The 21449-nt window shown below is 66.5% G+C and carries 17 protein-coding genes, 1 tRNA gene and 1 pseudogene; 7 read left to right on the top strand and 12 right to left on the bottom strand.

The genetic code is table 11. The features are described from left to right. The first annotated feature begins 12 nt into the window (after positions 1 to 12). Positions 13 to 1470, top strand: coding sequence for a glyceraldehyde-3-phosphate dehydrogenase (locus tag GWK18_RS04330; RefSeq protein ID WP_123824407.1), 1458 nt, complete (start codon positions 13 to 15; stop codon positions 1468 to 1470). A 38-nt stretch (positions 1471 to 1508) separates the two neighbouring features. Further along, the gene (locus GWK18_RS04325) at positions 1509 to 2012 is read left to right on the top strand and encodes an SRPBCC family protein (protein ID WP_166833427.1); all 504 of its coding nucleotides are present in this window, start codon (positions 1509 to 1511) and stop codon (positions 2010 to 2012) included. On the opposite strand, the gene selB is transcribed toward GWK18_RS04325, so the two are convergent. The 3 genes from selB to GWK18_RS04310 all read right to left on the bottom strand — a co-directional run bounded on the left by selB (position 2002) and on the right by GWK18_RS04310 (position 5286). Beyond that, complete coding sequence (gene selB, locus GWK18_RS04320) at positions 2002 to 3798, bottom strand: selenocysteine-specific translation elongation factor (RefSeq protein WP_166833425.1); 1797 nt, start codon at positions 3796 to 3798, stop codon at positions 2002 to 2004. The two genes, GWK18_RS04325 and selB, sit on opposite strands and share 11 nt — an antisense overlap. Further along, a complete protein-coding gene (gene selA / locus GWK18_RS04315; RefSeq protein ID WP_166833423.1) occupies positions 3795 to 5165 on the bottom strand; it encodes an L-seryl-tRNA(Sec) selenium transferase in 1371 nt (456 codons plus the stop codon). The genes selB and selA overlap by 4 nt, the downstream gene beginning before the upstream one ends. Positions 5166 to 5190: 25 nt before the next feature. After that, a tRNA-Sec gene (locus tag GWK18_RS04310) sits at positions 5191 to 5286 on the bottom strand. A 47-nt stretch (positions 5287 to 5333) separates the two neighbouring features. Between GWK18_RS04310 and selD the strand changes: the two genes are divergently transcribed. Further along, the gene (gene selD, locus GWK18_RS04305) at positions 5334 to 6341 is read left to right on the top strand and encodes a selenide, water dikinase SelD (RefSeq protein ID WP_166833421.1); all 1008 of its coding nucleotides are present in this window, start codon (positions 5334 to 5336) and stop codon (positions 6339 to 6341) included. A gap of 25 nt (positions 6342 to 6366) precedes the next feature. Here selD and nrfD read toward each other — a convergent pair whose 3' ends face one another. The 7 genes from nrfD to GWK18_RS04265 all read right to left on the bottom strand — a co-directional run bounded on the left by nrfD (position 6367) and on the right by GWK18_RS04265 (position 15472). Beyond that, a complete protein-coding gene (nrfD, locus tag GWK18_RS04300) occupies positions 6367 to 7482 on the bottom strand; it encodes an NrfD/PsrC family molybdoenzyme membrane anchor subunit (protein ID WP_166833419.1) in 1116 nt (371 codons plus the stop codon). Further along, positions 7479 to 8492, bottom strand: a complete 1014-nt coding sequence (locus tag GWK18_RS04295; RefSeq protein ID WP_123824413.1) for a 4Fe-4S dicluster domain-containing protein — start codon at positions 8490 to 8492, stop codon at positions 7479 to 7481. The genes nrfD and GWK18_RS04295 overlap by 4 nt, the downstream gene beginning before the upstream one ends. Beyond that, positions 8489 to 11773, bottom strand: a complete 3285-nt coding sequence (gene fdh, locus GWK18_RS04290; RefSeq protein ID WP_245192844.1) for a formate dehydrogenase — start codon at positions 11771 to 11773, stop codon at positions 8489 to 8491. Before fdh ends, GWK18_RS04295 begins: the two co-directional genes overlap by 4 nt. A gap of 87 nt (positions 11774 to 11860) precedes the next feature. Beyond that, complete coding sequence (locus GWK18_RS04280) at positions 11861 to 13405, bottom strand: PTS ascorbate transporter subunit IIC (protein ID WP_123824416.1); 1545 nt, start codon at positions 13403 to 13405, stop codon at positions 11861 to 11863. A gap of 54 nt (positions 13406 to 13459) precedes the next feature. Then, positions 13460 to 14299, bottom strand: a complete 840-nt coding sequence (locus tag GWK18_RS04275) for a PTS sugar transporter subunit IIA (protein ID WP_166833413.1) — start codon at positions 14297 to 14299, stop codon at positions 13460 to 13462. A gap of 19 nt (positions 14300 to 14318) precedes the next feature. Continuing rightward, positions 14319 to 14762: a PTS sugar transporter subunit IIA gene (locus GWK18_RS04270; RefSeq protein WP_123824418.1), complete on the bottom strand. Its 444-nt coding sequence runs from the start codon at positions 14760 to 14762 to the stop codon at positions 14319 to 14321. Between the two features lie 74 nt (positions 14763 to 14836). Then, the gene (locus GWK18_RS04265) at positions 14837 to 15472 is read right to left on the bottom strand and encodes a maleylpyruvate isomerase N-terminal domain-containing protein (protein ID WP_166833411.1); all 636 of its coding nucleotides are present in this window, start codon (positions 15470 to 15472) and stop codon (positions 14837 to 14839) included. 69 nt (positions 15473 to 15541) lie between these two features. Here GWK18_RS04265 and GWK18_RS04260 point away from each other — a divergent pair. The 3 genes and pseudogenes from GWK18_RS04260 (at position 15542) to GWK18_RS04250 (ending at position 18181) form a co-directional block, all read left to right on the top strand. Beyond that, positions 15542 to 15863, top strand: a pseudogene (locus tag GWK18_RS04260) (nucleotide pyrophosphohydrolase). Further along, the gene (locus GWK18_RS04255; RefSeq protein WP_166833409.1) at positions 15850 to 17595 is read left to right on the top strand and encodes a DUF2075 domain-containing protein; all 1746 of its coding nucleotides are present in this window, start codon (positions 15850 to 15852) and stop codon (positions 17593 to 17595) included. The pseudogene GWK18_RS04260 and the gene GWK18_RS04255 overlap by 14 nt, the downstream one beginning before the upstream one ends. Next, on the top strand, positions 17573 to 18181 hold the full coding sequence (locus GWK18_RS04250) for a bile acid:sodium symporter family protein (RefSeq protein ID WP_166833407.1): 609 nt from the start codon (positions 17573 to 17575) through the stop codon (positions 18179 to 18181). The genes GWK18_RS04255 and GWK18_RS04250 overlap by 23 nt, the downstream gene beginning before the upstream one ends. A gap of 37 nt (positions 18182 to 18218) precedes the next feature. Here the strand turns inward: GWK18_RS04250 and GWK18_RS04245 are convergent, their stop codons facing one another. Next, positions 18219 to 18677: a PTS sugar transporter subunit IIA gene (locus GWK18_RS04245; RefSeq protein ID WP_166833405.1), complete on the bottom strand. Its 459-nt coding sequence runs from the start codon at positions 18675 to 18677 to the stop codon at positions 18219 to 18221. Between the two features lie 144 nt (positions 18678 to 18821). Between GWK18_RS04245 and GWK18_RS04240 the strand changes: the two genes are divergently transcribed. Beyond that, complete coding sequence (locus tag GWK18_RS04240; protein ID WP_245192842.1) at positions 18822 to 19769, top strand: pyridoxal-phosphate dependent enzyme; 948 nt, start codon at positions 18822 to 18824, stop codon at positions 19767 to 19769. A gap of 108 nt (positions 19770 to 19877) precedes the next feature. On the opposite strand, the gene GWK18_RS04235 is transcribed toward GWK18_RS04240, so the two are convergent. Next, the gene (locus tag GWK18_RS04235; protein ID WP_166833401.1) at positions 19878 to 21332 is read right to left on the bottom strand and encodes a glycoside hydrolase family 68 protein; all 1455 of its coding nucleotides are present in this window, start codon (positions 21330 to 21332) and stop codon (positions 19878 to 19880) included. Positions 21333 to 21449 lie beyond the last annotated feature (117 nt).

The raw sequence follows: 21449 nt of genomic DNA, 5'->3' as shown, positions 1-21449 counted from the left end.
AGCAGGGCATCAGTGTCTGCAGTTGAAACTTGGGCCGAACGCGAGACCCGCGCCGAGGCCATGGTTCCCGTGATCGGCCGCCTCTACCGTGAGAACAAAGTCGTTCTCAACATCCACGGGCGCTCCCTGGTCCACAAGTCCGTGACGGACATTCTCAAGGCCCACCGCTTCGCCCGCCGCGTCGTCGGCGAGGAATTGACCACCGCCCGTACGTGGGAACTGCTGACCGTCCTGCAGAACCTCGACCTGGGAACCTGTCAGATCGACCTCGGCAAGATGGCCGCCGGGTTGGACGAGTCCAAGCGCGACGACGTCGAACAGTACCTCCGCGAGCAACTGGCCCCGGTGGTGGGCCAACAGGGGCAGAACACCCCGCAGACCCGCGACGTGGTGCTGTACGGATTCGGACGCATCGGGCGACTCCTGGCCCGGATCCTGGTCGAACGCTACGACGGGACGGGACTCAACCTGCGCGCCGTCGTCGTGCGCAAGAAGCCGGGCAACGACCTGGTCAAGCGGGCCTCCCTGCTGCGCAGGGACTCCATCCACGGCAAGTTCAACGGGTCGATCCTGGTGGACGAGGAACGCAACGTCATCTCCGCCAACGGCGTGGACATCCAGGTGATCTACGCGGATTCCCCGGAGTCCGTGGACTACCGCTCCCACGGGATCGACGACGCGATCCTGATCGACAACACCGGCGTCTGGCGCGACGTCGACGGTCTCTCCCGTCACCTGGAAGCCCCTGGCATTTCCAAGGTCCTGCTGACGGCGCCGGGCAAGGGCGAGATGAAGAACATCGTGTGCGGGGTCAACGACGCCGACATCGACCCGGCCGACCAGATCCTCTCCGCGGCCTCCTGCACCACCAATGCGATCACGCCCGTGGTCAAGGTGCTCAACGACAAGTACGGGATCCAGCAGGGTCACGTGGAGACGGTGCACGCCTTCACCAACGACCAGAACCTGACGGACAACTACCACAAGGGCTCCCGCCGTGGTCGGGCCGCGGGCCTGAACATGGTCATCACGGAGACCGGCGCGGCCAAGGCCGTGGCCAAGGCGTTGCCGGAGATGGAGGGCAAGCTGACCGGCAACGCGATCCGCGTGCCCGTGCCGGACGTCTCCATGGCGGTGCTGACGCTGCAACTGGACCAGGCCCCGGCCGACGCCGAGGAACTCAACCAATTCCTGCGCGGCATCTCCCTTGACTCGCCCTACAGCCGGCAGATCGACTTCACGGATTCACCCGAAACCGTCTCCTCCGACCTGGTGGGCTCGCGCTACGCCTGCGTGGTGGACGGCCTGGCCACCGTGGTCAACAACAACACCGTGGTGGTCTACGCCTGGTACGACAACGAGTTCGGCTATTCCAACCAGGTGGTCCGGGTGTGCGCCAAGATGGCGGACATCGCCCAGCCGAAGTTCCCGTCCAACTGGACGCACGCGGCCCAGCTGCCGTCCAACTGACCGCGTCGTCCACCCATCACGTGAAACCGGAGGCAATCATGAGCCCGAATCCCACCGGCCGCCGCCACATGCATGAAGGGGATGCCTTCCTGGTGGTGGCCAGGGCCTTCAACGCGCCGATCGAGGACGTGTGGGCCTCCGTGACGGACCCGGAGCGGACCGCCCGGTGGTTCAGCCCGTGGTCGGGGGATCCGGCGAGCGGTCGGATTGCCGTCACCATGCTGGTGGAGGAGGGCGCGCCGTCGATGGAGGCGAGGGTCCTCGAATGTGTGCCGCCGCGTCGTCTGGTCCTGGAGACCGGCGACGGGGCGGACGCGTGGCACCTGGAACTGGATCTGATCCAACGCGAACTGTCGCAGGTCACGGTCGAGCTGTCCCACCGTCTGGACGACCCAGAGTTGGCCAGTCAGGCCGGTCCGGGATGGGAGTTCTACCTGGACCGCCTGGTTGCTGCTGAGTCGGGTGGCGACCCGTCGGCGGTGGAGTTCGAGGCGTATTACCCGTCCCAGGCGGGGTACTACCGGGCGTTGTTCACCGCTTGATGCGCCGGTGGGTGCCGTCCTCACGGACGGTCCAGCCGCGTGCGTCCAGGTGTTCGAGCAGGGGGATGGCCACGCGTCGCGTGGTGCCCCAGGCCTGACGCGCCTGGCTGGTGGTGAAGGGCTGCTCGAGCCGGGCCAGTTCGCGCATGGCCAGCGCCGGGGTCCGGGGCCCCACGACGACGCCGTCGCCCAACCGCAGCAGCCGCCCCACGCGTTCGGCGGCGGCAAGTTCCTTGGGTCCCAGGTGCAGATCATCAAGGTCGTAGGCCTCGGGTGCGTCGAACGGGTCGGTCACCCATCGCGCTTCGAGAGCCTGGACGCCGGCCTCCGCCGCGCCCAGCTGGGACACGTGCGTCGGGTCAGCCAGGACGCCGTCGCGGTGCACGAGCCCCGAGCCCTTGACCACCGCATCCATGAGTCCGGGATCGGCGATTCCCAAGCGTTCGGAAGCCGCGGGCACGGGGAGGCCGGGTGCCAGTGGGTTGGATCGGTGAGTCTGCCGGACCGCGTCCTGCAGCGCACTGATCCAGCCCTCCAGCGCCGGCCGGTGGACCCACCAGCCGGCCGTTTCCACCACATCCTGTTCGGCGGAAACGTGGTCCTCGGGGCTTACCAGGCCCAGCCCGGTCAAGTGCGCCCGGGGGACTGCCGAGAGGCGCCGGGTGAGGGCGATCGGATCGCCCCCGTCCGGCAGCGCGCTGAGCCACCGGGTGTGTTCGGCGCTGTCACCCCGTCGGTTCAAGGGCTGCGGGTCGACGTCCAGGACACGCGCCCCGCCCAGCACCACCTCACCCGTCGGGTACCGCACGATCAGAGGGTCGCCCGGCACCACGGGGACCGGACGGTCGATGCGCAGGCGGGCGTGGTCGCCGTCGAAGGGTCGCAGACGTGCGGGTATCGCTGCTGTCCCCACGTGCAGGACGATCTGGCTGGGAACCGCCGTGAACTCGGGCCCGGTGCTGCGGCGAACGTCGAACTCCGCGATGGTGGGCCAAGCCCCCGGCGTCACCAGCACCTGGCCGCGATGAATCTGGTCCGCGGGCACACCCCGCAGATTCAGTGCCACGCGTGCGGTGGGGACGATCGAATCGACGGCTGCGCCGTGGGCCTGCAGACCACGTACGGTGACCGTGGATTCCTGCTCGCCACACAGGGTGAGGGTGTCGCCGTGCCGGACGGTGCCGCCGCCCAGGGTGCCCGTGACCACGGTGCCGGCGCCCTTGATGGAGAAGGCCCTGTCCACCCACAGCCGGACCCGCGCGGTGGGATCGGGCGGCGGTGTGGCGGTGAGCGCAGTGTCCAGGGCGCCCCGAATGTCTTCCAGCCCCTCACCGGTGGTGGAGGACACCGGAATGATCGGGGCATCGGCCAGCCCCGTGGAGGCGAGTTCCGCCCGAACCTGCCCGGTCACCTCCGTGATGCGGCCAGGAGCCAGATCGGTCCTGGTCAGCGCCACGATGCCGTGTCGGATCCCCAGCGCGTTCACCGCGTCCCGGTGGTCGGAGGACTGTGCCTGCCAGCCTTCGTCCGCGGCCACCACGAAGCACACCACGGGTGCCGGTCCCAGTCCCGCGAGCATGTTGCCCAGGAACCGTTCGTGGCCCGGAACGTCCACGAAGGAGACGTCCTTGCCCGACGGCAAGGTGGTCCAGGCGAAGCCCAGGTCGATGGTCAGCCCCCGCCGCTTTTCCTCGGCCCAGCGGTCCGGTTCGATCCCCGTGAGAGCGCGGACCAGCGTGGACTTGCCGTGATCCACGTGCCCCGCGGTCGCGATCACGTAGCTCATGTGAGCCCTTCCTCCGCCGAGACCTGGATCCGGTCGTCCGCCAGGCCCGATGGGCGACCGGATCCACGCCTCTGGACGGCGTGCGAGATCGCGGCGGCCAATCGCTCGTCGTCGGCCTCCGGGATGCAGCGCAGGTCGATCAGGCAGGCGCCGTCGTGCACGCGGGCGACGACGGCGGGACTCCCCAAGCGCAGATCCCTCGCCACGGTTTCGGGCAGGCGCACGGCCCAACCGGGCAGCGGCACTTCCGGGGCACCGCCGCCACCGACGCGGCCGTCGTGGGCAACCACGGGCGCGCCGACGGCGGCGGCCAACCGCTCGGTGCGTTCCTTGAGACGCGCCGGGTCCGCGTGCAGGTACGCCTTGACCGGCGGCTCCGGCCCCGTGAGGGTTCCCTCCAATGCGGCCAGGGTGAGCTTGTCGCAGCGGACGGCGCGGGCCAACGGGTGGCGGGCCAGGCGCTGGACGTACTCCGATCGCCCCAGGATGAGCCCGGCCTGCGGGCCGCCCAGCAGTTTGTCGCCGCTGGCGATCACCAGGTCGGCGCCGGCCTCCAGCGCCTGGGTGATGCTCGGCTCGTCAGGAATGGCGGGGTCCGCGTGGAGCAGCCCACTGCCCACGTCCACGATCAACGGCACATCGTGTTCATCGGCCAGTGGGCGCAGCTCAGCCACGGGGACGGCCGAGGTGAACCCGGAGACGTTGAAGTTGCTGGGATGAACCTTGAGGATGCAGCCCGTCCGATCGCAGACGGCCTCCGAGTAGTCGCGTAGGTGCGTCCGATTGGTGGTGCCGACCTCCCGCAGATGCGCTCCCGTGGAGGTCATGAGGTCCGAGAGGCGGAAACCCGCACCGATCTCCACGAACTCCCCCCGGCTGATCACCACCTCGCGCCTGAAGGCGAAAGCCGTGGTGGCCAGCACCAATGCACCTGCCCCGTTGTTGACCACCAGCGCGTCCTCCGCTGCCGGGCAGGCATCGAGCAGCGCTTGGCGTGCCCCGACCCCGCGCTTGGAACGGCGCCCGGTGCCCAGGTCCATCTCCACGTCCACGTACCCCGCCGCATCCGCAATGGCCTGGGCCGCGGACGTGGACAGCGGGGCCCTGCCGAGGTTGGTGTGCACCACGATGCCGGTGGCGTTCAGCACCGGGGTCAGGGACGAACCCGACGTGGCCGCCAACCGATCGAGCACCAGCGATTCGACCTCATCGGGTGCCACCGATCCGACCCGTGCGGCGTCCTGGGCCTCCCGGATGACCGCACGGATCGCCGATTCGGAGAGGCGCTGACCGGCTTCGATCACCCCCGGGTGGGCCAGCAAGTGGTCGGTGCGGGGAATGCGTCGTCGTGGGTCCTCGCTGGTCACCGCGCACCTTCCGGGGGTAGAAGATTGGCGGAGGTGGACGGGAATCGAACCCGCCAAACCGAGCTACTCGGTTTCACCGGTTTTGAAGACCGGGGTGCCCACCAGGAACACAGACACCTCCGTCGGTCAACGTATCACCGGCCTTGCGCCGGGTCGTAGGCTGAAATCATGGACACGGACTCGACGCAGAGACTGACCGGTTATGCACACGGGGGCGGTTGCGCCTGCAAGATCCCGCCCGGTGAGCTCGAGGACGCCGTCCGTGCCTTGGAGGGCCAGAACCATTCCGACGTCCTGGTCGGCCTGGACGACGGCGACGACGCCGCGGCCGTCCGCATCCAGAACGACCTCGCCGTGCTCTCCACCGCGGACTTCTTCACCCCGGTGGTGGACAGCGCCTACGACTGGGGCCGGATCGCCGCCGCCAACGCCTTGTCCGACATCTACGCGATGGGCGGCACCCCGGTGGTGGCCATCAACCTGGTCGGCTGGCCGCGCGGGGTCCTGCCCATGGAACTCATGACCGAGGTCCTCCGCGGTGGCCTGGACGTGGGCCAGCAGGCCGGTTGCCCCGTGATCGGCGGGCATTCCATCGACGACCCCGAACCCAAGTACGGCATGGCCGTCACCGGCACGGCCCGCCCTGACCGATTGCTGCGAAACGACGCCGCGGAGCCCGGGCTGCCGATCACCCTCACCAAACCCATCGGTGTGGGACTGCTCAACAACCGGCACAAGCAGACCGGCGAAGTCTTCGAATCCGCCATCGACGTCATGACCCAGCTCAACCGCGATGCCGCGCGGGCCGCCGTCGACGCCGGTCTCAAGGCCGCCACGGACGTCACCGGATTCGGACTGCTGGGCCACTTGTTCAAAATGGTCCGCGCGTCCGGGATCAACGCCGTGCTCGATTCCTCCGCCGTGCCGTTGGTCGACGGCGCAGCGGAGGCACTGCGGGACGGCTTCGTCTCCGGCGGCACCCGGCGCAACCTGGACTGGGTCCGCCCGAACCTGGATGCCGACGCCGGAGTGACCGAGGACCACCTGCTGACCCTGGCTGACGCGCAGACCTCCGGCGGGCTGTTGGTGATTGGTGAACTCCCGGGCCACCCGGTGATCGGGGAAACCGTGGCGGCGCGCTCCCCGGAAGAGGCCGGGCGGATCCGCATCCGCTGAGTCTCTCCGCCCTTCGGCGGGTGGATCAGACCGCGGTGGTGATGGAATCGCCGGTCTGGCCCGCAGCGCGCCGGGCCTCGAGACGCCGCCGCTGCGGCTCGATCGTGTAGCGCGGATCCTTGGCGGAGTTGATCCCCGCCTGGAACACTCCGAATCGGGTCAGTGCAGAGGACGTGAGCAGGGCGGCACCGGAGGCGGCGGCCACCCACCGATTGCGCCCGCCCAGCAGAGTTCCCACGCCACCGGCGATTGCCAGCCGCTTGCTCCAGGAGAGCAGCTGACCGGGTGTTCCCCGGTGCAGAGGTTCCGCTGCCACGGGGTCCATCCGGCTGACCATGACGGGTTCGGCGACCAGGTCACCTGCGACGCCCAGGACGGCGAGAGCCTGAGCGGGACCGGTTTCTTCAACCGGCGTGGTGATCATGGCCAAGCCACTGGCAGCCAACGCGGCCGAACTCACGAACAGGAACGGCAGGTCCTCACCGGCGGCGTTCCACGTGGGCATGGCCGTGTCCGAGAGCAGGACGGCCGTGTACCCGGCAAGTGGGGCGCCCAGCACACCCATCATGGCTCCTGCCGCGGGCTCGGCCCCGTGCAGGACGGCCCGGAGCGGACGCAACGGGAGACGTTCGCCCAACAGGCGGTCCACCTCCCCGGCGGCCGCAATCCCCGAGCTGGTGCCGAAGCCCGCCAGAACCCACGACCCCAGACTCATGGGAGAGGTCGGCTTGATCGTTCGGAGCATGTTCAGGAACCTCTCCGGGCGGCCGAGATCGGCCACCAGGGCCAAGCTGCCCACGCCCACCGTGGTCAGGGCGGAGAGACGGGCATTGCGCCGCAGTACAGGTCGATCCGTCAGCTGAGCGCCGAAGGCCAGGAGCCCGGAACCACCGGCCACACCACCCAGGAACAGGTAGGTGGCAATCTCCTTCTTCCACGGTGGGGCCTTGACCACCGGGCGGCCGTAGTACGACGAATACGGCTCCACCTCGGCATCCGGCACCACGGGCATCTCGCGTGCACCCTCGGCACCGCGCCGCAGCCAACCCGAACCCGCCGCGCGCCGTCGTCCCTTGCCGGAGCCCCGACGACGACGGGGCGGCTCCGGAGGCCGGTAGCTGTCGAACTCGGAGGCCGTCATCGACGCCCACCCACCATGAAGGCCGTGGCGGTGGCCAACGCCATCCCCGCCATGGCCACACCGGCGCGCTTGAACGTGTGCGCCAGGTCGGCGGTCGGAACCCGCGGGTCAGGTGGCAGGCCGTAGACCTCGGGTTCGTCCAGCAGCAGGAAGATCGATCCCGTGCCGCCCACGCCGTCGTCGGGATTCGCGCCGTAGAGCCGTGCTTCGGTCATGCCCTGCTCGTGCAACTGGGCCACGCGTTCGTGCGCGGCCGCCAGCATGTCCTCGCGCTCGCCGTACTTGATGGACGTGGTGGGGCAGGTCTTGGCGCAGGCCGGGGTTTCGTCGTCCTTCATGCGGTCGTAGCAGAGGGTGCATTTCTGGGCGACGCCGTTCTGCGGCTTCTTGACCGTGTCCGGCATCTCGCGGCCGGCGGGGGTGCTGACCAGGCCGTCCTCGCGGCGTTCGATCACACCGAACGGGCACCCTGCCACACACGTGCCGCAGCCGTTGCAGATGTCTTCCTGGACCACCACCGTGCCGTATTCGGTGCGGAACAGCGCACCCGTGGGGCACACGTCCAGGCATCCCGCGTTGGTGCAGTGTTTGCACACGTCAGAGGACATGAGCCAGCGGAACTCCGGTGTGTCCGGCGTGTGGGTGGCGGACGACGACGCTGCGCCGTCCGCCACACCCCGTTCCTGCGGTGGGCCCACCTGCGGCATCCCCAAGTCCACGAGCTTCCGGCCCGACTCCCTGGCTTCTTCGATGCGCTCGCGGTCCTGCTCGATGAACGCGACGTGTCGCCAGGTGTCGGCGCCCAGAGCGCCCGTGTTGTCGTAGGACGAGCCCAGAATTTCGTAGTCACCGTCGGCGGGATTACGGTTCCACTCCTTGCACGCGACCTCACAGGCCTTGCAGCCGATGCAGATCGAGGTGTCAGTGAAGAACCCGCGCCGGGAGTGCGGGTGGTCGTAGTGCGCGTCCCCCGTGGGGTTCGGCCGCTGCTGAACCGGCTCGGAGGTCATGAGGGGTCGTCCTTCCGCAACTCGAGGTCGGGGTCCGTGACCCGCTCATTACCAGTCTCCACGGTCAGACCGGCCCGCTGCTGGTACTCGGACACGAGCCGGGTGGCGGCTTCCCCGCGGGGCCTGCGGCCCGGCCGGATGTCACACATTCCCACCTTGGATTCCTGGATGTGGACGTTCGGATCCAGCGTGATGCCCATGAGGTCGTTGGCCGAGTCACCGGTCACGACGGCGTCCGAACCCACACCCCAGTGATAGGGCAGCCCGATCTGGTGGATCCGGCGCCCTGCGACGTCCAGGGAGACCACGCGGTCGGTGACCAACACCTTGGCCTCGATCACGGCGCGTGGGGAGACCAGGGTGGCCCATCCGTAGGGTTCCAGGCCACGCTCCTCAGCGAGTTCTGCCGAGATCTCACAGAACATCTCCGGCTGCAGTTCGGCCAGGTAGGGGAGCCAACGGCTCATGCCGCCGGCGGTGTGCTGCTCGGTCAACCGGTACGTGGTGAACATGTACGGGTAGACCTCGTTGCCGGCCTGCCCGTAGCTGGGGGCGGTGAGGTTGTCCCCGCGTGGAAACAGCTCGCGGGTGGGGCTGGGCTGTTGCGGGTACAACGGGTTGACCACGGGCGACTCCTGCGCCTCGTAGTGCGCGGGCAGCGGCCCGTCGACCATCCCCTTGGGCGCGAACAACCAGCCCTTGCCGTCGGACTGCATGATGAACGGATCGTCACCGGCCAGGGCAGCGGGGCCCCCGGCGTCGGGGTCGGGGACGGTGCCGGGCGCACGATCCACGGGGAAGTCCGGAACGTCAGGACCGGTCCACCGGCCCGCGTCCTGGTCCCACCAGATGAGCTTCTTGCGCTCACTCCACGGCTTGCCCTCCGGGTCCGCCGACGCGCGGTTGTACAGGATCCGTCGATTGGCCGGCCAGGCCCAGCCCCACTTGGAGGCGATCTGGTCCTGTTCCTGGCCCGGCATGCGGTCCGCGGCGTGGTTGATCCCGTCCGCGTACACGCCGGTGTAGATCCAGCAGCCACCGGAGGTGGAGCCGTCCGGCTTCATCTGGTTGAACGTGGACAGCGGCTTACCGGCGTCCTCTCCCGTCAGGAAGCGACCGTTGATCTCGGCGAGCACCGCCTCGGAGCTGGGGTCGCCGTCGTCGTGCAGCGGGTAGTCCCAGGTGAGGTCGAGCAGCGGTCGATCCCTGGGATCCTCCGAATCTGCCAGCTTGGCGCGGATGCGTTGACCGAGGTCGTGGAAGAACTTGAGCTCGCTCTGGCAGTCGCCCGGCGGTGTGACGGCCTGGTGGCGCCACTGCAACAGGCGTTGGGTCTGGGTGAACGTGCCCGACTTCTCCACGTGCGTGGCGGCGGGGAAGAAGAAGACCTCCGTCTCGATGTCCTCCGTGCGCATCTCCCCGGATGCGATCTCCGGGCCGTCCTTCCACCAGGTGGCGGATTCGATCATGTTGAGGTCGCGCACCACCAGCCACTTGAGGTGGGACATGCCCATGCGCTGCATGCGGCCGTTCGCGGAGCCCACGGCGGGGTTCTGGCCCAGGATGAAGTACCCCTCGACCTCGTCGCGCATCATGGCTTCGAGCGTCTGGTAGGTGCCGTGCGGGCCGGTCAGGCGTGGGATGTAGTCGTAGGCCCAGTTGTTCTCGGGCTGCGATGCCTCTCCCCACCAGGCCTTGAGCAGGCTCACCGAATAGGCGTCGGCGTTGGCCCAGAAACCCTTCTGCTGCTTGGAGGCGATCGAGTCCAGGTAGTCCTGGAAGGTCTCCATGTCCACCGTGGGCATCGGGAGGTAGCCCGGGAGGATGTTGAACAGTGTGGGGATGTCCGTGGACCCCTGGATGCTGGCGTGGCCGCGCAACGCCATGATGCCGCCACCCGGACGACCCATGTTGCCCAGCAGCAGCTGCAGGATCGATGCCGTGCGAATGAACTGGGCACCCAGCGTGTGCTGCGTCCAACCCACCGCGTAGGCGAAGCACGTGGTGCGGTCACGTCCGGAGTTCTCGGTGATCGAACGCGCCAGGTACTCGAAGTCCTCCACGGAGACTCCACAGGTCTCCTGCACCATCTCCGGTGTGTAGCGGCTGTAGTGGCGCTTGAGGATCTGGAAGACCGTACGCGGGTCCTGCAGGGTGTCGTCCCGCATGGGACGTTTGGCCACGGGCGGGCCACCGCTGCCGTGCGATTCACCTTCGGCGCGGCCACTGGCGGAAGCGCCGTGCTCGGGCTCCGCACCGGCGTCGTCGTCGGTCTTGTACGCCCACGACGAGCGGTCGTAGTGCCCGGTTTCGGGGTCGTACCCGGAGAACAGGCCGTCCAGGTCCTCGGTGTCCTTGAAGTCGTCGGAGATCAGGAAGGGCGCGTTGGTGTACGAGGTGACGTACTCCTTGAACCAGAGGTCGTTCTGGAGGACATGGTTGATCAGCGCACCCAGGAGCACGACGTCGGAACCTGCGCGGATGGGGACGTGCCGATCCGCGGAGGCTGAGGTACGCGTGAACCGGGGGTCCACGTGGATGACGCGGGCACCGCGAGCCTTGGCTTCAGCAACCCACTGGAATCCGACCGGATGGCACTCCGCCATGTTGGAACCCTGGATGACGATGCAGTCCGCATTCGCCATGTCTTGCAGCGATTGTGTGGCTCCGCCGCGGCCAAAAGAAGTTCCCAAACTGGGAACGGTGGCGGAGTGTCAAATACGCGCCTGGTTCTCGATCTGTATGGCTCCCGCGGCGGTGAAGAGTTTCTTGATCAGGTAGTTCTCTTCGTTGTCCAACGTGGCACCGCCCAGGGCGGCGATGCCCATGGTGCGGTTGAGTCTGCGGCCCTTGTGGTCCGCGTCCTGCCACTTGTTGCGGCGTGCCTCCAGGAAGCGGTCGGCCACCATCTCCACGGCCTGTTCCAGGTCCAGCTTCTGCCAGTCCTTGGCCCGCGGAGCCCGGTAGAGAACCTCGTACTGGCGGCCGGGGGCGTTGACCAGTTGCTCGCTGGCCGCGCCCTTGGGGCACAGACGGCCGCGGGAGATCGGAGAGTCCGGGTCACCTTCGATCTGGATGACCTTCTCGTCCTTGACGTACACCTTCTGCCCGCAGCCCACCGCGCAGTAGGGGCAGACGCTTTGCACCACGCGGTCGGCGGTGGCGTTGCGAGAGGTCAGTTCACGGGTGTGCTCGGACACCGTGGCGGAACTGCGCGCCGTGGAATCGGCGGTGCGCAGTTGCCGCACCACCGGCCACTCCAGGAAGCTGAACCGAGCCATGGACTCAATCTAAACCACGTGAAGCAGGTCGCACAGGCGACTTGGTATTTGTGGCCATTGGTGGCTGAGATGGTCTGGGCGGGCGGCCTAACGACTGCGTGGCGGCGGCGCCGGAGCTCCCGCGGGCGGCGGGATCTTGGCGTAGCTCCGAACCGGGGTCGGCCCGGACGGGGCGTCGTCGTCGCTCTGTGCACTTGCTGTCCGCGGTCGCCCGGGTGCCGGATCCCAACCACGGTTGACCACCTTGAGCTGGACCAGGATTGCTGCACCCAGGACCAGCAGTCCGATGGCAAGCACCAAGACCAAGCCGCCGACCGCGCCCAGCTTGGCCGCCGATCCGACCGCCAGGCCGAACCAGCCGAAGTCGGCGTCGCCGAAGGTCGTGTTCTCGCCCCCGAAAGCACCCAGGACGGAGAGCAGGAACGCGGGCAGGAAGGTGATGATCAGACCGTTGACGAACCCTCCCGCCACGGCACCTCGCCGACCACCCGTGGCGTTGCCGTAGACGCCGGCCGCGCCACCCGTGAAGAAGTGGGGGACCAGGCCGGGCAGGATCAACGCGATCCCGAAGGCCGGGTTCAACCACGCCGACAGGACGGCCAGCCCCACCAGGCCCCCGGCGAAGCTCGAGGTGAAGCCCAGCAGCACGGCGTTCTGGGCGTAGGGGAACACGATCGGGGCGTCCAGTGCGGGGATGGCGCCGGGGACGACCTTGGCGGCGATGCCCTGGAAGGCCGGGACCAGCTCACCCAGGATGGTCCGCACGCCGAACAGGATCACGGCGACCGCCACACCGAACTGCAGGCCGTAGGTCACCGAGGTCATGAGGTAGTTGCCCACGCCCGTGGCCCCGCCTTCGAATGCCTGGAAGGCGGCTTCCGTGCCTGCGCGAGCCATGAACAGCACGGCCAGGACCACGTACATCAGGGCCATGGACAGCGCGGTGGCCACCATGGAGTCGCGGAGGAACCGCAGCCCTTCGGGCAGTTTCAGGTCCTCCGACGACGGGCTGTTGCGCCCCACCAACCGACCCGTGGCGCCCGCGGCGATGTACCCGGCGGTGCCGAAGTGGCCGATCGCGATGCTGTCGTCCCCCGTGATCCTGCGGGTCCAGGGATGTGCCAACGCGGGCAGGGAGACCATCAGGATTCCCAACAGGAGCGCTCCCACGATCACGACGACGGCGCCCCCGTATCCGGCGGTGGCCAGGATGATCGTGAGCATGGTGGCCATGAACAACACGTGGTGACCCGTGAGGAACACGTAGCGCAACGGGGTGAACCTCGCCAGCAGCAGCGAGATCACGAAGCCCAGGATCATGAGCCACGCGACCTGTCCGCCGTACTCGGCCTGGGCGATTCCGGCGATGGCCTCATTGGTCGGGACCACGCCTTGCGCGCCGGTGGCTCCCTGGATCATCACCCCGAGGGGGTCCAGCGAAGCGACCACCAGCGTGGCGCCGGCGCCGATGAGCAGGAATCCCAACGTGGCCTTGATGGCCCCGCCGATGACCTGACCCGCGCTCTTGCGCAGGGCGATCAGGCCCACCGCGGTGATGATGCCGATCAGGAACGCGGGAACCGAAAGGATCTCGTTGACCAGGAACTGTGCAGCTGCGACCAGCCAGTTCATCGTTCTCCCCTGTCAAGTGGTGTTGAAGAAGGTGGTGGAGTCCTGTGGTGGGACTCAGACGTCGTAGGAATCCCGCAGCGCCGCGTCGATCTCCTCGGTGCTGGTGAAGTTCGAGATGACTTTCACGGGGATGCCCGGGTCCCCCAGGGTTCGCGCAATCTCCCCGGAGGTCATGATCAGGTCCGCGTCCTTGGCCTTGCCCTTGGCGGAGATGGTGTCCGTGGCCTCGACCGTCAGGTACGGCCCCCAGCCCCACTGGTCCAGGACCTTCTCCAGCGTGTTCTTGAGGAAGAGGCTGGTGCCCAGGCCGTTGCCGCACACCGTGAGGATGTGGTCCTTGGTCGCGTGGGTGGGGGCGGAGACGTCTTCGCCCGCCGCCCCTTGTGTGCTGGCGGCGGTAGCGCCGGTGGCTGCTGCCGCCGTCGTCGATCCCTGGGCTTTGGGGGTCACGGCAGCGAGGGCGTCGTGGAACTGGCCGGGGGTGGTCGCGGACTCGAGGGCCTCCCGTGTGTCAGCGTCCCCCAGAGCCTGGGCCAGTTGCTGCATGGCGGTCAGGTGAGCCGAGCTGTCGACGGCGGCCAGGGCGGCCACCAGGGTGACGGGATCGTTGGACTCGTGGCCGAACGCCACGGGCTCGTCGAGGCGGATCCAGGCCATGCCGGTTCGATGGACGTCGTCGTTCGGGCGGGCGTGAGCGAAGGCGAACCCGGGGGAGACCACGATGTACGGGCCGTTGTCCTCGACATTGCGGACCATGGCGTCCGTGTAATGCCCAGAACTGACGCCGTCGGTCTCCAGGAGCCGGCCCGCGGTCGTGATGGCCGCGCGCCAGTCAGCGGCCTGAACGTCCAGCCGGATGGAGTCGAGGCGGGTCAATTCATGCAGCGTTGCCATGCACCCACCGTAGTTGCCGCTACATGAGTGCGGCGTGGAACTGCTCGGGAGTTGCTGCGGTTGCGAGGGCTGTGCGCTTTGTGGGATCGGCCATGAGCGTGGCCAGCTGCTGGGTGGCCGCGATGTGTGAGGAACTGTTCATGGCTGCCAGTGATGCAATCAGGGTGACGGGGTCGTTGGATTCATGGCCGAACTCCACTGGTTCGGCCAACCGGATCCAGGCCATCCCGGTGTGGTGGACGTCGTCGTTCGCCCGGGCGTGGGCAAAAGCGAATCCGGGGGAGACCACGATGTACGGCCCGTGCTCCTCGACGTTGTGGATCATCGATTCCGTGTAGGAGTCGTCACTGATGCCGGCTGACACCAGGACCTCACCGACGGTCCTCATGGCGTCGTGCCAGTCGGCGGCACGGACATCGAGGCGGATGGAATCGGGTGTCACCAGTTCATGCAGCGTGGCCATGGGTACAGCCTACGGAGTCATGCGCGGGATGGGCATGGGTGGGCGCAACAGCTGGCGCAGATCAGCGGGTGTCCCTAGGCCCACGGGCGCAATGCCCATCGGGGGTCAATATCGCCGCGACCGGAGAGCCAGGCAAGGAAACTCTGCCGTTGCAACCGTTCCGGCATCCGGTTCGACACAGTGTTCAGGAGGTTGGCAAGATCCCAGTCCACATAGATGGAAGGCCAATCCATGGGCGTGTAACCGGTGTCCAGGTCAACGTGGTGCATCTCCAGCTCGCGCAACCGACGCGCTGGACAGCCCCGCACCGGGTAGGTGTCCGTGGCCATGTATTCCGCATTGGTCCAGTCAGCCTCCATGCACTGCCTCAGAGTGTTCGCCAACAACTCCTGAGACTGCGCCAGGTCGGTTACGAGCTCATCGGCACTTCGGTGAGCGCCGACCTCGATTTCCTGATTGCGCTGCAGTGAACCGTTTGCATACCGGGGGGTGTCCACGCCGGCCAGCGCCCCATTCAGGCGTCTCCGGTGGCCGTCTGCGTTGCGTGCAAGGTGCGTGATCACGTGTGCTCTGCTCCACGAAGGTAACGCGCTCGGTTCGGCAACCTCGTGATCGCTGAGACGTTCGACAGAGCTGAGGACTCGGGCCTGCGCACTCAGGCACAGTTCGGCCGCCACATTTGGCTGAGCCTCCAAGTCGATGGAATCCATGGCTGCACACTATCTGTGGTCGATCTCCGGCCGCCGAATCGTCGCCGTGCCCGGTGTTACGTTGGCTCCGTGGCTACCGAAGGCGTGCTGAACCAGCTCCGGCAATTCGTGGACGAGCGGGACTGGGCTCAATTCCACACGCCGGAAAACCTGGCCAAGTCCATCGCGATCGAGGCCGGTGAACTCCTCGAGTGCTATCAGTGGGGGAGCTGACGTTGAGCAACACGACGTCGAAGCCGAACTGGCCGATGTGCTCACCTATGCGCTCTTGTTGGCTGACCGCCTCGGCGTGGACCCGGAGGAGATCATTCTCCGCAAACTGGCTCTGACCCGGGACAAATATCCGATACACAAGGCGCGGGGCAGGAGCACCAAGTATGACCAGCTTTGAGGTGGAGACGTTTGACTTCACTCACGACGGGATCACCAATGCTGCCAGGAAAGACCCGCGAATCCTCAGTTGGCCCCTGGTCTACACCTTGGACAACGGCCGCGAGATCTATGTGGGTGAGACCATCCACGGCGTCAATCGCATGCGGCAGCACAGGGAAGACGAACGGCGCCAGAACCTGACCACCATACGCATGGTCCTGGACGACACCTTCAACAAATCCGTGTGCTGGGATCTTGAGTCTGCGCTGATCAGATGGTTGTCGGGGGACGGCAGGTACCGGGTTCTGAACCGTAACAACGGCATTGTTGATGCCGAGTACTACATGCGTCCGCACTACCAAGAGGCGTTCGAGGAGATCTTCGAGCATCTGCGAGGCAAGGGGGTCTTCACCAGATCCATCCCTGAGATCGAGAACAGCGACTTGTTCAAGCTCTCGCCGTTCAAGTCGTTGAACCACGATCAAGCGGCGGCGGTCTCCGAGATCATGACGGGATTGATCGACGATCTGGAGGGGTCGACCAGCACATTGTCAGTGATTCAGGGCGAGCCCGGAACCGGTAAGACCGTCGTGGGCATCTATTTGCTCAAACTCATCCGGGACGTTGCTGAGCGTGGCACCGTGGACGACCCGGATCCCGATGAGATGTTCTCCGAATTCTTCGATGATTCGACTCGAGAGTTGTTCCAGGACATGCGTGTGGGCCTGGTGGTTCCGCAGCAGTCCCTGCGTAAGTCGATCAAACGGGTGTTCGCCACGGTCCCGGCTCTGCGAGAGGTGCCTGTACTGAGCGCCTTTGAGGTGGGCCAGAGTCGGGAGGACTTCGATGTCTTGATCGTCGACGAGGCGCATCGGCTCACTCAACTGGCGGCCCAGGCCCACGGGACGTTGACCAAAAAGTTCAAGGAGATCACCACTGACCTGTTCGGTGAGATGGATGCAGAGAAGACCCAGCTGGACTGGATTCGCGCCAAGTCCCGACACACTGTTCTGATGCTCGACCCCGAGCAGAGCGTCCGGCCTCAGGACATCCCGTCCGTGGATCTGCAGGCCATTGTCAACACGGCCGATCGGCGTCATCCCCTGCACACTCAAATGCGTGCCACAGGTGGTCGTGACTACATCCGCTACGTTCGGCGACTGATGAACTCTGAGGCACCGCAATCGTCAGAGAGTTTTGGCGATTACGAATTCGTGATGTTCGAGCGACTCGGCGACATGGTGCAGCGTGTTCGGGACTGCGATGAACAGTTCGGCTTGTCACGGATGGTCGCCGGGTACGCCTGGGAGTGGCGCAGCCGTAAGGACCGTCAGGCGTACGACATCGAGATCGACGACGTTCGACTGCGGTGGAATTCCACGGACACGGACTGGATCAACTCCAGCAATTCCCTCGAGGAAGTTGGTTCGATCCACACGGTTCAGGGGTACGACCTGAACTATGCGGGAGTGATCATCGGGCCGGACCTGCGTTTCGACCCAAGTTCTGAGCAATTGGTTGTTGACCGCGGCAGCTACCGAGACGCGGTGGGCAAGCGCAACAACACGATGCGCGGTCAGATCACCACCGATCAGGACCTGCTGCGTTACATCGCCAACATCTATTCAGTGTTGCTGACCCGTGGAATGAGCGGAACCTACGTCTACGTGTGCGACCCCGAACTGCGACGTTGGCTGGCGCAGTTCATCCCCTCGGTAGGAGGACCACATGCCCCATTCACGGACTACTGAACCTGTTGATTCGCAACGTCGGGGTGGTCACCTGGCCGTCACGGTGTTCCCGTTGATGATCATTGCCGGTGCCGCGGCAGCATTCCTGTTGCCAGGGGCATTCACCGGCTGGAACGCATACATTGTTCCGGCCGGGGACATGGCGATGTCTCTGGTCCAAATCGTGCTGATCCCCATTGTCGGTGGGCTGCTCATGCGGACGTTCTTCTCCGGGTTCGTGCGGCGCATTGAACCTGCCCTGCCCTGGATTTCGGTCCTGGCCATCACCTTCGTGGTGGTCGCCGTCGTGTCGGCATCTACTGCGGTGCTCATGACCGCCGGGCTCGGACTGTTGATCGGCGTGGTGCTGCACAACCTCCTGGGGTACGGGCTGGGTTATGCCGTTGCTGCTGCGCTCCGAGTCCCTCCGGCGGCTCGGCGTGCGGTGTCGGTCGAGGTGGGAATGCAGAACTCGGGGCTCGCCTCGGGGTTGGCCACTCAGTACTTCACACCGGAGGCTGCTCTGCCCGGCGCGGTGTTCTCCGTATGGCACAACATTTCCGGTGGCCTGTTGGCCTCGATCTGGGGCAGACGGCCCGTGGGGTGACGGAGGACTCCGGAGAGTCCGGGTCATCCGGCTGCGCTCACCATTCGTTCAGTCGCTTGAGCACCGCCAAGAACTCGTCCACGTTCGATGCAGTCTCCAATTGCTGCCTGGTCTCCTGGTTCTCCACCACGGACATGAGCTGCCGCATGGCCTGGATGTGTTGGGTGCTGTCCGCTGAGGCCAGGGCTGCAACCAGGGTGACGGGGTCGTTGTCGGCGTTGCCGAACTTGACCGGCTTCTTGAGACGCGCCCAGGACATGGCCGTCCGACTCACGAGATCGGGGGCTTGCGCGTGGGCGAAGGCGAATCCCGGTGCGATCACGATGTATGGCCCGTGCTCCTCGACGTTCTTGATCATGGCCTTGGTGAACGCCGGTGATCCAGCGCCTGACTTGGCCAGAAGCTTTCCCGCCGCCCTGATTGCCGACCGCCAGTCATGCGCACGCGCGTCGAGACGAATCGATTCCGGGGTCACGAGTTCATGCAGCTGGGCCATACCTACACATTAGGTGAGACCGGCGGTTTTGGTAGCCGAAGTGACGGACTCATGGTCTGTGCGGCCGACGACGCTCCTACGATGGACGCACCATCCGGATCCGGCGCTCGGGTCCCGCGGCACCGCATAGTGGGGAGCGACAGATTGGCCGGAAGCTTCATCGACGTCGACGGCGCAGCTGCTCGCCTCCGCGGGATCGCCCACCGCACACCCGTGATGACCTCGACCCGATTGAACGAGTGGGCCGGAGCCGAGGTGTTCTTCAAGTGCGAGAACTTCCAGCGGGCCGGGGCCTTCAAGTTCCGAGGCGCGTACAACGCCGTGACCAGGGCGAAGGAAGCGGGGGCGCGCGGCGTCGTCGCATTTTCCTCCGGTAATCACGCCCAGGCGGTCGCGCTCGCGGGACGCCTGAACCACGTGCCCACCACGATCGTCATGCCCACGGACGCCCCAGCGGTCAAGCGCGCCGCCACGGAAGGGTACGGGGCGCGAGTGGTGGAGTACGACCGCTACACACAGAACCGCACGAGCGTGGCCGAGGACATCGCGCGTGAGCAGGACGCGGCCCTGATTCCGCCGTTCGATCATCCGGACGTGGTGGCAGGGCAGGCCACGGTGGGACGTGAGTTGTGTGAAGAGATTCCCGACCTGGACGTGATCGTCACCCCGCTCGGCGGAGGGGGCCTGACCTCCGGCGTCGCTCTGGCGGCCCACGCACACGACCCGAACATCCAGATCATCGGGGTGGAACCCGAGGTCGGAGACGACGCACGGCGCTCCTTGGAACAAGGGCGGATCGTTTCCATCGAGGTGCCACGCACCATTGCCGACGGCGCCCAGACCGTGGCGTTGGCACCGCTCACCTTCGGGATCCTGCAGCGGGAGAACGTTCACGTCCGCACGGCCAGTGACGAGCAACTGGTCGAGGCGATGCGGGCGATTGCACAGTCCATGAAACTGATCGTGGAACCCACGGCCGCGTTGGGGTTGGCTTGGGTCCTGAACTCTGAGGAATTGGCAGGTCGACGGGTTGGGGTGGTACTGAGCGGTGGGAACGTCGACCTGCGCCGGTTCGCCGAACTGATCGGTTGATTTGAACGGGAGGATCGGCGGCAGTCGACAAGGTGCCCTCGACGATTCCTGAGATCGTCGAGGGCAACTTTCATAGTTCGTGTCCGAGCGTGACGCAGGGCGGGCGGGTCACTTGTAGTGGCCGACGCCGCCCTTGCGCTTGTTGGTCGGAATGTAGGCGTACGGGCCCAAGCCGTTGTCCCCGAACGAGTAGTCCACGGCGGTGGTCTCGCCCGAGATGTTGACCTTCACCGTGGGAGACAGCGTGCCGCCGCGACGCCCGTCCACGTTGTCGATGAACGACTGGATGAGCCCGCCCGGCTGGATGTAATGCGAGTAGGCCTGGAATTGGCGGGGGTTCTGACCGACTGTGGGGGACTCCGGAGCATCGGCCGGCAGGTTCAGGTCCGTCGGTGATCCGAGGACCAGGCCCGAGTCGTTGAGCGGCTGGAAGTCCGAACGAATGCCATCGCCGACGAACCCGTAGACGCCATCCGGGCCCCGAAGACCATTCGCGTAGGTGAACTGATGCGAGATGGTGAACAGGTAGTACTTCCCGTCCTGCAGGATCATCTGCGGGCGTTCCGTCTGGTCGTTGACCCCGTAAGCCGTGAGGATCGGAGGCAGCATGGTCCACGAGGTCAGATCCTTGGAATCAGCCCAGGCCAGGACGATGTTGCCACGTTGGTAGTGGGCGCACATGCCGTTGACCTCCTCGACGGTCTCAGCGAACGGGTCGCCGTCGACGTAGCCCAGGTCCTCCTCGGTCACGTGGGTCTCCTCCGAGCCGAGCACGCCTCCGCCCACGCCTTCGAAGAGCATGAACGTGACCCCGGGGTGAGCGGGGTCCTCGAACGTGAAGGGATCCCGGAAGGAGAACGACGGGTTCTGTTCGGCGGTCTGGTACCAGGTACCGTCGGGCTCCGCGATCTCAACGTGCTCACCGAACTTGTCGAACGTGACGCCGTCGTCGCTCGCACTGATGCGGCCTTCCACGGTGGCCAACACCGCTGGTTTCCCGTCGGTGCCCGGCCGAGGAGTGCCGAACGTGGTGGCTGTGTAGAACACGCGCACCTTGTTGCCCTGCATCAAGCGGGTGGAGCCGGACCACTCGGTGTTGGACAGGGACGAGTCCTCTGGGAAGAGCAGCCCGCCGTAGGTCCAGGAGGAGTTCAGCTCTGCCGTGGACTTGCGGTAGAAGTAGCCGATCTTGGCGCTCCAGTGCCGGGAGTCGAAGGGGATGGAGCGGGGTGCCACCAGGCTGAAGATCACGTCCCAGCCCTTGTAGCTCATCTGATTCGAATGTTCATCGGTTAGGGACCAGGTGTCCCAGACCCAGACTTCGTCATTCATGACGGGGAAGTCCTTGGGGATTTCCGGCATGGTCACGGAATCCGGCATCGAGTTCTCGCCGCGTGGGACGGATTCGTCGTTCTGCTGCGTCATGATCTGGCGCGCATCGGCGCGGGTCCACTTGGCGGCGAAGTCCGAGGAGATCGGGTCGTAGGCCTGCTGGGTGTGCGGTGTTGGTTGCGGGCCCTCTGCGGCCCACGCCTTGTCCGTGCGGTAGCTGACCGAGGTCAAGGTCGCGGCCGCCGTGACGGCGGGCGCCCACCCTCCCCACGACCCGCGGGGGGTGTGGGGGGCGGGGGGGGTGGGAGCCTCGGGGAAGGGGGTCCCTTTCCGGCTCGGGGGGGGGGG

Source organism: Kocuria sp. JC486 (assembly GCF_011602805.1).
GTDB lineage: Bacteria > Actinomycetota > Actinomycetes > Actinomycetales > Micrococcaceae > Kocuria > Kocuria soli.
This window is presented reverse-complemented; position numbering and strand designations above follow the sequence as displayed.

What these genes read in the sequence shown, in the direction of transcription:
- GWK18_RS04325 (WP_166833427.1), top strand. Translation starts at nt 1,509, where the DNA reads ATGAGCCCGAATCCCACCGGCCGCCGCCACATGCATGAAGGGGATGCC.
- selB (WP_166833425.1), bottom strand. Translation starts at nt 3,798, where the DNA reads ATGAGCTACGTGATCGCGACCGCGGGGCACGTGGATCACGGCAAGTCC.
- selD (WP_166833421.1), top strand. Translation starts at nt 5,334, where the DNA reads ATGGACACGGACTCGACGCAGAGACTGACCGGTTATGCACACGGGGGC.
- nrfD (WP_166833419.1), bottom strand. Translation starts at nt 7,482, where the DNA reads ATGACGGCCTCCGAGTTCGACAGCTACCGGCCTCCGGAGCCGCCCCGT.
- GWK18_RS04295 (WP_123824413.1), bottom strand. Translation starts at nt 8,492, where the DNA reads ATGACCTCCGAGCCGGTTCAGCAGCGGCCGAACCCCACGGGGGACGCG.
- GWK18_RS04280 (WP_123824416.1), bottom strand. Translation starts at nt 13,405, where the DNA reads ATGAACTGGCTGGTCGCAGCTGCACAGTTCCTGGTCAACGAGATCCTT.
- GWK18_RS04275 (WP_166833413.1), bottom strand. Translation starts at nt 14,299, where the DNA reads ATGGCAACGCTGCATGAATTGACCCGCCTCGACTCCATCCGGCTGGAC.
- GWK18_RS04270 (WP_123824418.1), bottom strand. Translation starts at nt 14,762, where the DNA reads ATGGCCACGCTGCATGAACTGGTGACACCCGATTCCATCCGCCTCGAT.
- GWK18_RS04265 (WP_166833411.1), bottom strand. Translation starts at nt 15,472, where the DNA reads ATGGATTCCATCGACTTGGAGGCTCAGCCAAATGTGGCGGCCGAACTG.
- GWK18_RS04255 (WP_166833409.1), top strand. Translation starts at nt 15,850, where the DNA reads ATGACCAGCTTTGAGGTGGAGACGTTTGACTTCACTCACGACGGGATC.
- GWK18_RS04250 (WP_166833407.1), top strand. Translation starts at nt 17,573, where the DNA reads ATGCCCCATTCACGGACTACTGAACCTGTTGATTCGCAACGTCGGGGT.
- GWK18_RS04245 (WP_166833405.1), bottom strand. Translation starts at nt 18,677, where the DNA reads ATGGCCCAGCTGCATGAACTCGTGACCCCGGAATCGATTCGTCTCGAC.